This is a genomic window from Photobacterium sanguinicancri (genome assembly GCF_024346675.1).
Taxonomy (GTDB): Bacteria; Pseudomonadota; Gammaproteobacteria; order Enterobacterales; family Vibrionaceae; genus Photobacterium; species Photobacterium sanguinicancri.
This window is the reverse complement of sequence record NZ_AP024850.1, coordinates 1595452-1609223: the sequence shown is the minus strand read 5'-3', so window position 1 is coordinate 1609223 and position 13772 is coordinate 1595452. Positions and strand designations below refer to the sequence as shown.

Sequence of the window (13772 nt, the reverse complement as noted above, 5' to 3'; positions counted from 1 at the left end):
AATATAACCTACCCAAGAATTAACCTTTATCCGATTTACCTGCTGCATTCGCAAACTTTGCGAGTTGCTTATCAAACCAAAACGGTTTTTTATTTTCATCTTCTGCCGCTTCTTTTCTGCGAATAGCATTACGTACCATCATTGCACCTATCCAGCGGATCGGTTCAGGTGGGAAATACCCTTTAGGCCCAGTAGTCAGTCCACATTGGCTCCATTTATTCTCTTGTCCTAGTACTAGAGAAGACAGAATTTTTCCGCCGATCCATGTTTGAGCAACACCATTACCGGAATACCCAAGACCATAATAAATATTCGCGTTCTGTTTCAACTTACCAAAGAAAGGTAACCCTGTGGTCGAGCGATCTGACGCCCCTGTCCAAGTGGCTGCAAAACCTTGTTGTGACAGCGATGGGAATAAACGATTAAATGACTGGCGTAATATATTGGTGTACTGGCTAGGTTGATCAAATACTTTGCTTATCTTATTGGCAAACGAGAAGTAGTTGCCTCCCTTCCCTAACATTAATCGTCCATCTCGTGTTGTTCGGTAATAATGAACAAATATGCGCGAATCAACGACGGTTTTACCATCTGAAAGGCCTATCGCATTGAGTTTTTCTGGAATAGGATCTGTGATTGCCATATCCGAAGAGACCAATACCACACTGCGTTTAAACTCTGGGAACTTCTCCATCATCCATGCGTTCAAGGCGAGTACAACCTTCCCTGCGTAAATATCAGCTTCTGGTGTTGTTATCGTAATAGGCACATCGGTATTAATATCTTCCATTGGTGTATTTTCATAAACAACGACACCCATTTTTTCAGCGACACGTTTAAGGCCGCGCACTAGCTTAGCCGGTTGAACACTTGCTGCCGCAGGCGAATAATAGCCTTCACAAGGTAAACGAGACCCAGCGTCTTGCTGAACACGATCTATCTGCCATTGCTGCCAACTATTGATTTCATGTCGGTCAAGCGCCGCTAACACAGGATCCATTCCGCCTTGTTGTGCTGCATTTGTTGAGGTATATAAAGTGCCATCGACACGCAACTCAGCATCAATGTCATGCTGCTGGCAAAAGCGTTCGATTTCAAAAACGGCTTGTTCTGATGCTTGTACTAAACGAATCGCCTCTTGCTCACCGTAGAGCTTTTTCATCGACAAATATTTAGTGGACCATGTCAGCATGCATCCACCATTACGGCCAGATGCCCCACTACCACACAAGCCTTTGTCTATTACAACCACATCCAACTCTGGTTGCTGCTGTTTAATATTAATAGCTGTCCATAGCCCGGTGTAACCACCACCGACAATACATACATCTGTTTGTGTATCTCGCGTCAGTACATTCGGTGATGAAAGCGGTTCTTGCTTCATTGCCTGATCGAACCAATATGGCTGGAAACGACTGTCATTTAATGTGCTGGTCTTATCTGATTCCAATACCTGCTTTGTTTCTGTATTCGTTTGCATAAACTGAACCGCCCTTTCTATTCAGACTCATAATGACAACCCCACTGGTATAGACCAGCACCCTGATTACTACTTTACCAAATGGAGGTTAAGGCTCAATACATCCACTATCAGTGACACAGAAAATTCATTTTGGTCTTTTTTCTGTCATAGAAATTATCTTTATAGCTAAGATCGAAAAAAGCGCTGGCGTGAATACATTTTCAGGAATAGAATCCACTTGTTTGGGGAGTAGTCACACTCTACTGACTGTAATTAGCGATGCTTGCTAAGCGCATAAGTGAATGTTCGCCTGTCGTCATCCCGGAGCCTCATTGCTCCCGGCAGCCGTAAGTTAATGACCTATCATCAACTTTGACAAGACCAACGCCATTAATGATGTACGCCCTAGGTGTACCTGTACGTAATGCGCGGAAGGTCAAAGTCAGCCATCTATATTAGTGCTCTTGCCTTCCGCGTGATCTGGAAGGAGTAAACCCTATGAGCCTTTTTTCTTACGAAGGCTTCGCCGTTCTAACGTTGTTAATGTTAGCGCTCGATTTATATCAAACCCGTGGTGGTAAAATCACCATTAAAAAAGCGGCTATTTGGAGCTTATTTTGGGTTGCACTCGCGTTAATCTTTAATGTTGTTATCTACTTCTACTGGCCCGTTATGGCACCAGACAGTAGCTATACAAGCAATGAAGCGGCAACCGCATTTTTAACTGGTTACTTGCTCGAAAAATCACTTAGCGTCGACAACTTGTTTGTTTTTGCATTGATTTTCGGTCAGTTTGCTGTACCTGAACATTTACGCCCTCGCGTACTCATGTTAGGTGTAGTCGGCGCATTGTTATTGCGTGCAGTCATGATCAGTGTGGGTGCGCAGCTATTGGCTGAGTTCCATTGGGTGCTATACATCTTTGCCGCATTCTTACTCTACACAGGCTACAAATTGTGGCGTGAAGAAGATGAAGCACAGGAAGATTTCTCAAACAGCTTACCTGTTCGTCTCGTGAAGAAATGTGTACCTGTATCTGATGAATATCACGGCAACAAAATGTTGTTCAAAGGGAAAACAGGCTGGATTGCTACACCGCTACTCATCGTCGTCGCTGTGATTGCACTAACCGATGTGATGTTTGCGCTAGATTCAATTCCTGCAATCTTTGCCGTAACTCAAGAACCTTTCTTGGTACTAACAGCAAATGTATTTGCACTATTGGGCTTACGTTCGCTGTACTTTGTACTGGAAGGCATGTTGACGCGTTTCTGCTACCTACGCGTGGCATTGGCGTTTATTCTGAGCTTCATTGGTATCAAGATGCTATTAATGGAAACGGCTTACGCGATTCCTACACCGGTATCTTTAGCTGTTATTGCACTGACTATTACGATCGCTATTTCAGCATCTTTGTGGAAAACACGCGATCAAGCTGTTGTCGTAAAAGCAGATGTTAACGCTAATAATGAATCATAAGCCTATCTGCTAGCAGTTAATCTGCTGAGGTTAAAATCAGGTAATAAAAAACCGCGAAAATTCGCGGTTTTTTTATATCTGGATATTTTTATCTCTATAAATTGCCGCTATAGCTAGCGATTAACGAATACCGTGGAGAAACTCAGCACGTGTTGCAGGGTTCTTTTTGAAGATACCACTAAGAGCTGTGGTGGTCGTTTCACTGGTTGCGTCCATCACACCACGTGATTTCACACAGTAGTGCGTCGCATCAATCGTTACTGCAACATCATCACTTTCCAGTAACGTCTGTAAAGCGACTAAGATCTGTTGCGTTAAGCGCTCTTGTACTTGTGGACGCTGTGCGAAGAAACGCACAATGCGGTTAATCTTGGATAAACCAATAATTTTACCACGCGGAATATACGCCACCGTCGCTTTACCATCGATAGTCACGAGGTGGTGCTCACAAGTACTGGTTAAGGTAATGTTTTTAACCCGCACCATTTCATCACACTTCATCTTATTTTCGATGACGGTAATTTTAGGGAAGTTAGCATAATCTAGCCCAGAGAAAACTTCATCGACATACATTTTCGCAATACGATGCGGAGTTTCCATCAAGCTATCATCGCTTAAATCTAGCGAGAGCAACTCTAAGATCTCACGCATATGGAATTCAATTTTCTCTTTTTTCTCTTCTCGACTAACCTTCTTCTCGGTCATCGGAGTTTCAAGGCCACGTGCCGCTAGGGCGTCGCGCACTAACAGTGCGGATTCACTTAATGCTGTCATTCTTTCCCTCCACTTGGCTCAGGCCTAAATGCGAAATAGCCTAATTTACAATGCCAGTGCTTAAATCTGCCCCGAAGGATACCGCCAAATGAGAAGAATTACACCTCGTAATTAGTAGGTGTTTAGACACTCGCAAACGTTTTCCCTTCAAGAGACTCAATATATAAGCTTAACAAAACAAGAGATTCCACATTTTAGCCATATTTGGTATAGGGCATAGTCAGATTTTTTGTCATAATTAACCCAGAAGGAATCAATAGAGAAATCATTGTTCTATTTGATGTTCTTTTCCTAATAACGAAATAAGCCAAGACTTATCATTTAGTCCCACCGATTTAGTTCTGTGGGTACATCACTAACGACGGACACGACTGATTATGGGATGTTGCGATACTCCGGGCCTAATGCCTATCGAAACTGCTCTTGAAAAAATGCTTGCTCAAGTAACAGCACTTGAAGCAAAAAACACCATTGCCCTACCCGATGCAATGGGCCATGTGATTGCTGAAGATATTCGCTCGCCAATTAACGTTCCACCTTTTGCTAACTCAGCAATGGATGGTTACGCTGTTCGCACCGCAGATCTGGCTAATGCCGATACCCTAACCCTTGCGGGTAAATCTTTTGCAGGTATCCCTTTCGAGGGTGAGTGGCAAGCAGGCCAATGTATTCGCATCATGACTGGCGCCCAAATGCCAGAAGGTGCTGACGCCGTCATCATGCAAGAAGAAACCGAAGTCGATGGCGACAATATTCGTTTCTTGATAAAGCCACCAGCCAATGACAACGTCCGCCCTATCGGTGACGACGTGCGCTTAAATGATGTGGTAGTTGCTAAAGGCTCTCGCGTCACTGCACGTGAAATGCCACTGCTTGCCTCTTTGGGTATAGCTACAGTTTCCGTACTTGTTCGCCCTAAAGTGGCTTTCTTCTCGACAGGTGATGAACTTCGTCCATTAGGGGAAACCCTCGCCGCTGGCCAAATCTACGACAGCAACCGCTACGGTATTCGTGCCTTACTTGAGAAGTTCGGCTGTGATGTTTTAGATCTTGGTATTATTCCTGATAGCCCAGAACAACTGCGTGAAGCTTTCCATAAAGCATCAACTGAAGCGGATGTAGTGGTAACATCTGGCGGCGTTAGTGTCGGTGAAGCTGACTACACCAAAGATATTTTAGATGAACAAGGTGAAATTGGTTTCTGGAAAATAGCCATGAAGCCGGGCAAACCTTTTGCATTCGGAACCATCAATAATGCTTGGTTCTGTGGCTTACCGGGTAACCCTGTTTCAGCCATGCTGACCCTGTATCAATTAGTGCAGCCTATGCTAGCTAAACTTGCAGGCCACACGCAATACCAACCGCCACAGCGCCTAACAGCAAAAGCGACAACGTTATTCAAAAAACGCCCTGGCCGTACTGATTTCCAACGTGGTATTTACAGCATTAACGCTAACGGCCAAGTTGAAGTCGCAACAACGGGCAATCAAGGTTCTGGCGCATTTAATTCTATGCACCATGCTAACTGTTTTGTTGTGCTAGAACTTGAACGTGGTCGTGTTCAAGCGGGTGAAGACGTGACGATTGAGCTATTCAATCACACTATGTACTAAATATTTTGTACTAGGTAATTTGTACTAAATGCATTTGTACTCAATACATTTGCACTAAGTGTAGTTATATCGCTTCACTTTGAATGAGCGTATTTCATCAATGCGCTTTATTCCATGATTTAAAACGTTACGTTTAATAGGATTTACTGTGGTTGAATTAACCGATGCAGAAATGCTTCGCTATAACCGTCAAATTATTCTGCGCCAGTTTGATTTTGATGGTCAGGAAGCGCTCAAAGCATCATCAATGCTTATTCTTGGTGCTGGTGGTTTAGGTTGTGCCTCTACGCAGTACCTTGCTGCAGCTGGTGTCGGCAAACTCACGCTTATTGACGATGATAAAGTTGAAGTGTCTAACTTGCAGCGTCAGGTATTACATAACGATAGCACTGTGGGTCAGCTAAAAGTTGATTCAGCAAAACGCGCCCTCGAAACGATTAATCCCAACTTACACGTTGAAACCATTGCGAAGCGTCTCGACGATGCTGCTTTGTTAACGCTGATTGAACAACATAGCTTAGTGCTTGATTGTAGTGATAATGTCGATACGCGTAATCAACTTAATCGCTTATGCTTCCAAACCAAAACACCGCTAATTTCTGGCGCGGCGATTCGTATGGAAGGTCAAATCAGTGTGTATACCTACCAAGACGATCAGCCTTGTTATGAGTGCCTAAGTACTTTATTTGGCCAACAAGCATTAACCTGTGTAGAAGCAGGAATCATGTCACCTGTTGTCGGTATTGTCGGTGCTGTTCAAGCGATGGAAGCCATTAAGGTCGTGGCAAACATGGGAACACCACTAACCGGTAAAATTTTGATGCTCGATGCGATGTCGATGAATTGGCGAGAAATGAAATTAGGCAAGCAGCCAAGCTGCCCTGTTTGTAGCTAATCCGTTCATATTGCATCTATTAATTTTAGCCCCACCAATAAAAACACCGCGAGAAATGACATTTCATCGCGGTGTTTTTTTATATCGTGTTTTCTTCTTTTAATCGTAATCACACACACTGCCTCAATTACGTTATTTACTCTGACTTACTCAAACACTCTATCGGCTGGTGTATCCTCGACTCTACTTACCTATCCGTGAGCCACAATCATTCCCAATGCTAATGATAAAAAGAAAGCAAAACTGACAAAGTAACTCGCCCAAGTCATTGCTGAATTTGCAGACATTTTATTTCCCTATAATTACGACTAAAACAATTAAATTGTTATTGATTTGACTAGTTAAAAGTACGTAGATATGAAGTTAGCGGCTACATGTTATAGCCGCATTACATTCACTAAAATTCATCTAGGTTCGGTGTAATTCGAATATCAATACGGCGGTTTTTCTGGCGACCAGAGGCTGTATCATTGTCAGCAATTGGGCTCACTTCACCAAAACCATAAGTATTTACTTGTTCTTTATCAACACCGCGTAATGTGAGGTAATTTGAAACGGATTTCGCGCGTTTATCGGATAATGAACGGTTGTACTCATCGCGACCTAAGCTATCGGTATGCCCACCGATGAATACTTTGGATTTTTCGTTCTTTGCTATCAGTGCAGATAAAGCACTCAATACTTTATGACTATCGCTACGAATGTACGCACTGTTGTAATCAAAACTTCGATCGCCATCGAGTAAGATTGTGATCTGATCGCCATTACGACTAATCACACCATCTTCTCGCTCAATAATGCGTTCAGCTTTAGTATATAGCTGACTCATATAACGATCAGCTGCTGATTCATTGTAGGTTTCTTGAGCCTGAGATTGACCATCACCATTCGACTGGCATCCCAGCATAACTAAAGATGCTATAGCCAGAGCACCAACCTTCATCCATTTCATTGTTCTTTTTCCTACTGTGAAATAAGAACAAACAGTAACAAATCGGACTTAAAGCAGCAGTGAAGATAAAAAGTAATATGGATTCACCTCGCAATATTAGTTTCTGTTTTCATGATGAAAAAGCGAAATATTGATATTCGCCTAACAATACGTTTGTTGCGCTTTTCAGTTTTAAATGCCTTTGGAAGTGTGTCGCTACGTTTAAGATGTTGGCATGATTTAAAGAATGCAATGCTATTAATCCTCCTCTTTATCCTAAATAGAAAAAGCCGAACATTTCTGCTCGGCTTTCATCCTAATCGCACTGGTTAACTATGCCTATTTAGCCTTAACCTGTGTATTTACTGTGTGATATACATATCACGGGTAAAGCGTGCATCGCCAGCATTCTCGATTGAATAACCACCGACTTTTGTTTGTTTTAGCACTGAACGTGTATAGAAATACAATGGAATTGCAGGCATCTCTTCTGCAAATACCTGCTCAGCTTTCTGGTAGAACTGGTTACGTTTGTTATCGCTAGGGGCTTTAATCGCACCTGCCATTGCTTTATCGTAATCAATATTACTCCAGCCAGAGTAGTTCATACCGTGGCTTTCAAAGTACGACAAGAATGTTGATGCTTCGTTGTAGTCACCTACCCATGCATAACGCGCCAACTCAAAGTCCTTCGCACTCAGTTTCTCTAGGAAAGTTTTCCATTCTTGGTTGGCTAGATCAACATTAACGCCTAGGTTTTTCTTCCACATTGAAGAAACAACTAACGCCAGTTTTTTATGTGACTCACTGGTGTTGTAAACCAGTTCAAACTCAAGTGGATTACTTGGGCCATAGCCCGCCTCTGCTAGCAGTTCTTTCGCTTTCTTATTACGCTCTTTCTGGCTAATTTCACCCCATGCGAGTTTCGGTGCTTCGAAGCCCGATACTGATGGTGGCGTTACGCCATAAGCAGGAAGCTGGCCTTGACCAAGAATAATGTTAGTCACAACATTACGATCAATTGAGTATGCTAACGCTTTACGCACACGCGCATCATCAAACGGGGCTTTATCCATATTGAACAAGTAGTAGTACGTACCTAGCGAAGGCATGGTTAGCAATTCATTCGGGCGTTCTTGTTTAATCGCTTTATATTGCTCAAGCGGAAATGACGAAGTGATATCAATTTCACCTGTACGGAAGCGATTATATTCAGCGGTCAAATCTTGAATTGGTAAGTAAGTCACTTGATTGATAACCGTTTTATCGTTATTCCAGTAGCGCTCATTTCGCTCTAGAATAATACGCTCATTCAATACCCACTTAGACAGTTTATAGGCACTGCTAGTCACAATATGTTCAGGCTTAGTCCAGCTATCGCCATACTTTTCAACGACGTCTTTGTAAACTGGGTATGTCGATGGGTGAACCATCATTTTGGTAAAGTATGGAACAGGCTGATCTAAGGTAATTTTCAGTGTGCGAGCATCGACGGCTTCAACACCCAACTCATCAATAGATTTCTCGCCTTTATTGATGGCTTCTGCATTCTTAAAGCGGGCCATGGTTAAATACCACGCATACGGTGCAGCCGTTGCTGGATTTATTGCTCGCTTTAAACTGTACTCAAAATCATTTGCGGTGATTGGCTGACCGTTTGACCACAGTGCATCTTCACGTAGGTGGTAAGTATAAACCATCCCCGTCTCATCTACTTCCCAGCTTTTAGCCAATGCAGGGATTACGTCGCCATTTAGACCTTCAGAAACAAGCCCTTCAAACATGTCTTGAATAACGCGTGAACTTGCAGTGTCAGACGAAAACGTCGGATCCAGTGTCGGTACTTCATCACCGTTACCACGTACAATTTCTTGTACTTTCGCTAACTTTACGCCAGCAGGTACATCAGCAGCTTGAACATTTGCAGTACAAGCCATCGCTACTGCTATTGCCACTACAGAGCTTTTTAACGCATTCATATTAAGTCCTTTTAAGTTTACGTAATAATTAAATTACCCGTACAGGTACAACACTCATCCATCATGTTATAACCACTTGTTTCTATTAATCATGTGAACAAGCCTAAATACCCATACATGTATAACATAAAAAGCACACTTGACTAGTTTTTAGATCACAAACAAGTGTTATGCATACTTCTTTTTGCATCTAAGTGACATCTCACATACTCGCGGTCGACCTTTGCAGTGGATAGCTCTGCGTGAAAATGGAGATAGGAATAGCGGCTGTTTCAACACATAAACTGGCGACACAAAAAAGCGCGCTTACTTTCTCAAGTAAGCGCGCTTTTTAACATCAAGGTATGATTAATCGTTGTTGATTAAACGAATACCTTCTCGTTCAATCACGATTAATCCTTTCTTGTACAAGCCACCGATTGTCTTTTTGAACAATGCCTTGCTTGTACGGAATTCTTTGAAAATCTCATCTGGTGATGATTTGTCGCTCAATGGGATAAAGCCATCTTTTTTGCCCAGTGTCGCGATCACTTTGTCTGCTAAGTCATCCACGCCGGCTTTACCTGCTTTTTGCAGTGACAGGTTAATTTTGCCATCTTCGCGGATTTCTTTAATGTAAACTTTAAGGCTCTTGCCAATAAACAGTTTACCAAATGCTTCGGTCTTAAATAATAAACCCCAGTGCTCGCCTTCAATCACCGCTTTAAAGCCAAGATCGGTTACTTCTGCAATTGTTACACGCACTTCTTGGCCAACTTGGTAGTTTGCCGGTGATTTATCAAGAAAACGGTTAAACTTGGTTGAACCTACGATACGACCAGACGCTTTATCTGTGTAAATGCGGATCATCACATCTTGGCCCACTTCCAAACGGCGGCGTTGCTCGCTGAATGGAACCAGCAAGTCTTTCATCAGGCCCCAATCCACAAATGCACCAATTTCGCATGTACCTACAACACGTAATAGTGCGAAGTCGCCTACTTTTGCTTTTGGCTGCGTTGTTGTCGCGATAATCTCATCATTAGAGTCAAAGTAGATAAATACTTCGAGCTTATCACCTAATTGAGTGCCCTCAGGGACAGAGGATTTCGGCAGTAGGATATTGCCAAAGTCATCACCACCATCAAGAAAAACGCCAAAATCTACTAATTTGACGACTTCTAATGTGTTGTATTGTCCAATTCTAATCATTCTATGACACTCTCAGGGTAAATAATTTCAATAGTATTGCTGAGCGCATTATACGTGATGTTAAACACTGCTGCCTGACCAATCTGAAATATTTTTGATGAAATTTCATGCTATTGAGTTTTACATCTGTAAAATCAACTGCTAAACGGCACTTAAATCAACTAGAATAAGAAAAACTCCAAGAGGTATATTGTCAGCGTGATCACTGTTGAAAAAAAAGATGGGCATAAACTTAAGATTTCCCATGTTATTCAAGAAACAACTAATCGACAGTTAGATTTCTATATTTTCGTGCCTGGTGAACTTGGCCTCACAGATAAAATCGTGAGTGAAGACGAGTTTTACCACAATGCAATTCATGGAAAACGTACCTACTACAGTGATGTAAACCACCTTCCTCTGGTTCATAGCCGTTTAGCCAGCCGTGGAAAATTATCCACGGAACAATACCGCTTAAGCTTAAGCCTCTATGCTTACCAATATGCCTTGGCGTTAGAAAAAACATCCGAGCAATTATTGGATGACAAGCAAGAGCGCACCATTGAAGAAGTAGAGGAAGTCGCACAGCTGACAGTGCGTATCCTAAAGCGTTTACGCCGAAGTATTCCTACCGATAAAAAGCTGCTGAAATACTACGAAAACATCGACAATTATCTCTCTTGGTTTACCGAGCAGCGCTGTCTAGCATTAGTGGCACATTTACCCCGCGGTAATGATTACAATGAAATCCGCGATATGTTGCTTGATGTCTGCAATAAAGAATCCGAGCACCGTACTAAGCACAATTATAACTCCAATAAAGCACTGCAAGACCCTACTCGTATGTCGAACAAAATGCGCTTATTACGCCGTTTGATCGAATACCCTGTCACGATGAGTGAAAAAACCATCGAGTTGGGTAACAACACGAAAAAAATCGTGACCGGTTTTGCCGCGGGCTTTGTGATGATTTTTGTCACCATAATGCTAATAAAAGCACGTGGTGTACTGGGCGATATTACCGCCTCTTTCATCGTTGTTCTGTCTTTCATTTATGCTGCACGTGAAGTTTTTAAAGACGATTTAAAACAAGTGCTATGGCGCTTAGTCCGAAAAAACAAACCTAAGTGGCGTAAGCAATTTTTTGATGCCAATAGCGGGCATCTTATCGGCCGTCAGTTGGAATGGCTGGAATACACTCAGTTCAGTAAGCTCGACAGTGAAATACGTAAAGCGCGTAAGCATAAAGTGTCTCAACGCGAAGAAGCCGTACTGCACTATAAAAGTACAACACGAATGTCACCGATCAAGTTCCTGAGTGGTTATGAACAAACACGCGAATCGATCATGCTTGATCTACGTGTCGTTGCGAGTTTAATGGAAAAAGGATCTCAGCGTATTTACCAACTCAAAGACGGCCAAGTCACCAAAGAGTCGGTAGAAAAGCGCCACTTGATCAATTTAATCACCCAAGAAACCGATGAAGATAATACTGTCCGCATTCAACGCTGGAAAGTCATTATGAATCGTTCAAAAGTGGTTGATATTGAAGCAATTGATCTTGCACCAAAGAAAAAATCCACCGCTGAAAGGACAGACGCAACGATTAAAGATAAAACGGCCAGTGAAAAAGAATCTCAATTACCTATTTTCTGATGCAGAGCACCGCTATTTTCAGTGTATAGCACCAAAAAATAGGCTGAGACAATGCTGAGACAATAAGGGTTATTGTTATTGAACCTAAGATAACCCTACTTTTTGTCCCTTGTTAGCCGCTGAAATATTGCTACCTTATAGCTATTGTTAGTACTTCTCTTCAACAAAACGCCTGCATGCACATAATTCAGCAAGTAAATTGTTTTAGAGAGTTCCAGCCTATTTCAGACTGCACAGGATTCGCTGCCATGGCTCGCACACTTGATCGATTGGTTTTTAATAATAGCTTTAGCCAACTTCCGGCCTCTTTTTATACGGCGGTTACCCCTCAACCTTTAAACGATCCATTTTTAGTCAGCTTTAATCCTCATGTGTGCCAATTACTCGAATTAAATACGAAAGATGTCGCCACAGATCGCTTTGCACAGATATTTACGGGAAACCTGCCCCACCCTAGTTTTACCCCCCTTGCGATGAAATATACCGGGCATCAATTTGGTCAATACAATCCAGATTTAGGCGATGGACGTGGCGTGTTACTGGGGGAAGTTGTTACTTCTAGTGGGGCTAAATGGGATTTACATTTAAAAGGTTCAGGGCTTACTCCCTATTCGCGTCAGGGCGACGGACGCGCAGTATTACGTTCAAGTATTAGAGAGTACCTTGCTAGCGCGGCAATGGCAGGGCTTGGCATTAAAACCACCCATGCTCTAGCGGTATTGAGTAGTACAACGCCGGTTTACCGTGAAAAAGTAGAGCAAGGTGCGACCTTGATAAGGGTTGCTGAAAGCCACATCCGCTTTGGCCATTTTGAGTATCTTTTTTATACTCAACAACACGGTGATTTAAAGCTATTAGCTGATTATGTCATTGAACACCACTTCCCTGATTTACAAACACACCCAGCTCCTTATGCTGCGATGTATCAAAATATCATTGAGTTGACCACGACATTGATTGCCGACTGGCAAAGTGTTGGCTTCGCTCATGGTGTCATGAACACCGATAATATGTCGATTCTCGGGCTAACGTTTGACTATGGCCCTTATGGTTTTTTAGATGACTATAACCCCAACTATATTTGTAACCATTCAGATTATTCGGGTCGTTACGCTTTTAACCAGCAGCCAAGTATTGCCTTATGGAATTTAGCGGCGCTTGGTTATGCCCTTTCTCCACTGATTGAATCTGATGCGGCCAACGCTATTTTAGATACCTTTGAACCCCAGCTACAAACCGCCTATAGCAAGAACATGCGTGCTAAATTAGGGCTGGTAACGCACAACGACCAAGATGGATATTTATTTAAAAACTTATTTAACTGCTTAACCGCGCTGCAGCTAGATTACACGCTCTTCTTTAGAACATTGTCAGCAATATCGGTGACAGATATTGCCTCAAACACCACCGCTCTATTAACAGCCTCTTCGACCAACAAGTATCATAGCAATGAAAATCAGGCTCAATTAGCCACTTGGCTTACTCAATACCAGCAACGGGTAATCCAAGAGCTAGATCAAACAGACATAAGCGTTAGTGATGCAGAACGACTAAACAAGATGTTAGCGACGAACCCCAAGTTTATCTTGCGTAACTACTTAGCACAGCTCGCGATTCAAGAAGCAGAACAAGGCGACTATTCTCGTATTGAATCACTCATGGAGGTACTGTCATCCCCCTTTGATGAGCACCAAAACTATCAGGCAATGGCTCAGCTTCCACCCGAATGGGGGAAAACCTTAGCGATAAGTTGTAGCTCTTAATCGACGAATCGAATTAATCGACCCCACTGAACGCAGCATAATATGACCTT

The 13772-nt window shown here is 42.6% G+C and carries 10 protein-coding genes; 5 read left to right on the top strand and 5 right to left on the bottom strand.

All coding sequences use genetic code 11. The features are described 5' to 3' along the window. Positions 1-19 precede the first annotated feature (19 nt). Positions 20-1384, bottom strand: coding sequence for an FAD-dependent oxidoreductase (locus OCU87_RS07660; protein WP_261858357.1), 1365 nt, complete (start codon positions 1382-1384; stop codon positions 20-22). A gap of 576 nt (positions 1385-1960) precedes the next feature. Between OCU87_RS07660 and OCU87_RS07655 the strand changes: the two genes are divergently transcribed. After that, positions 1961-2941 (top strand): TerC family protein, encoded by a 981-nt coding sequence (locus tag OCU87_RS07655; protein WP_261858163.1) that lies wholly within the window; start codon positions 1961-1963, stop codon positions 2939-2941. Positions 2942-3061: 120 nt separating this feature from the next. Here OCU87_RS07655 and folE read toward each other — a convergent pair whose 3' ends face one another. Next, positions 3062-3715: a GTP cyclohydrolase I FolE gene (gene folE, locus OCU87_RS07650; RefSeq protein WP_261858162.1), complete on the bottom strand. Its 654-nt coding sequence runs from the start codon at positions 3713-3715 to the stop codon at positions 3062-3064. Between the two features lie 377 nt (positions 3716-4092). Here folE and moeA point away from each other — a divergent pair, with 377 nt between their 5' ends. Next, positions 4093-5328: a molybdopterin molybdotransferase MoeA gene (gene moeA / locus OCU87_RS07645; protein WP_261858161.1), complete on the top strand. Its 1236-nt coding sequence runs from the start codon at positions 4093-4095 to the stop codon at positions 5326-5328. Between the two features lie 148 nt (positions 5329-5476). Continuing rightward, positions 5477-6223, top strand: coding sequence for a molybdopterin-synthase adenylyltransferase MoeB (gene moeB / locus OCU87_RS07640; protein WP_261858160.1), 747 nt, complete (start codon positions 5477-5479; stop codon positions 6221-6223). Between the two features lie 397 nt (positions 6224-6620). Here moeB and OCU87_RS07635 read toward each other — a convergent pair whose 3' ends face one another. The 3 genes from OCU87_RS07635 to OCU87_RS07625 form a co-directional block, all read right to left on the bottom strand. Beyond that, positions 6621-7175, bottom strand: coding sequence for an OmpA family protein (locus OCU87_RS07635; protein WP_062691068.1), 555 nt, complete (start codon positions 7173-7175; stop codon positions 6621-6623). A gap of 341 nt (positions 7176-7516) precedes the next feature. After that, on the bottom strand, positions 7517-9133 hold the full coding sequence (locus OCU87_RS07630) for a peptide ABC transporter substrate-binding protein (RefSeq protein WP_062691069.1): 1617 nt from the start codon (positions 9131-9133) through the stop codon (positions 7517-7519). Positions 9134-9481: 348 nt separating this feature from the next. After that, positions 9482-10324: a CvfB family protein gene (locus OCU87_RS07625; protein WP_261858159.1), complete on the bottom strand. Its 843-nt coding sequence runs from the start codon at positions 10322-10324 to the stop codon at positions 9482-9484. A 198-nt stretch (positions 10325-10522) separates the two neighbouring features. On the opposite strand from OCU87_RS07625, the gene OCU87_RS07620 reads away from it, so the two are divergent. After that, a complete protein-coding gene (locus OCU87_RS07620) occupies positions 10523-11959 on the top strand; it encodes a hypothetical protein (RefSeq protein ID WP_062691070.1) in 1437 nt (478 codons plus the stop codon). A gap of 248 nt (positions 11960-12207) precedes the next feature. Continuing rightward, positions 12208-13722, top strand: a complete 1515-nt coding sequence (locus tag OCU87_RS07615; RefSeq protein ID WP_261858158.1) for a protein adenylyltransferase SelO — start codon at positions 12208-12210, stop codon at positions 13720-13722. Positions 13723-13772 lie beyond the last annotated feature (50 nt).

What these genes read in the sequence shown, in the direction of transcription:
- OCU87_RS07660 (WP_261858357.1), bottom strand. Translation starts at nt 1,384, where the DNA reads ATGAAGCAAGAACCGCTTTCATCACCGAATGTACTGACGCGAGATACA.
- OCU87_RS07655 (WP_261858163.1), top strand. Translation starts at nt 1,961, where the DNA reads ATGAGCCTTTTTTCTTACGAAGGCTTCGCCGTTCTAACGTTGTTAATG.
- folE (WP_261858162.1), bottom strand. Translation starts at nt 3,715, where the DNA reads ATGACAGCATTAAGTGAATCCGCACTGTTAGTGCGCGACGCCCTAGCG.
- moeA (WP_261858161.1), top strand. Translation starts at nt 4,093, where the DNA reads ATGGGATGTTGCGATACTCCGGGCCTAATGCCTATCGAAACTGCTCTT.
- OCU87_RS07635 (WP_062691068.1), bottom strand. Translation starts at nt 7,175, where the DNA reads ATGAAATGGATGAAGGTTGGTGCTCTGGCTATAGCATCTTTAGTTATG.
- OCU87_RS07630 (WP_062691069.1), bottom strand. Translation starts at nt 9,133, where the DNA reads ATGAATGCGTTAAAAAGCTCTGTAGTGGCAATAGCAGTAGCGATGGCT.
- OCU87_RS07625 (WP_261858159.1), bottom strand. Translation starts at nt 10,324, where the DNA reads ATGATTAGAATTGGACAATACAACACATTAGAAGTCGTCAAATTAGTA.
- OCU87_RS07615 (WP_261858158.1), top strand. Translation starts at nt 12,208, where the DNA reads ATGGCTCGCACACTTGATCGATTGGTTTTTAATAATAGCTTTAGCCAA.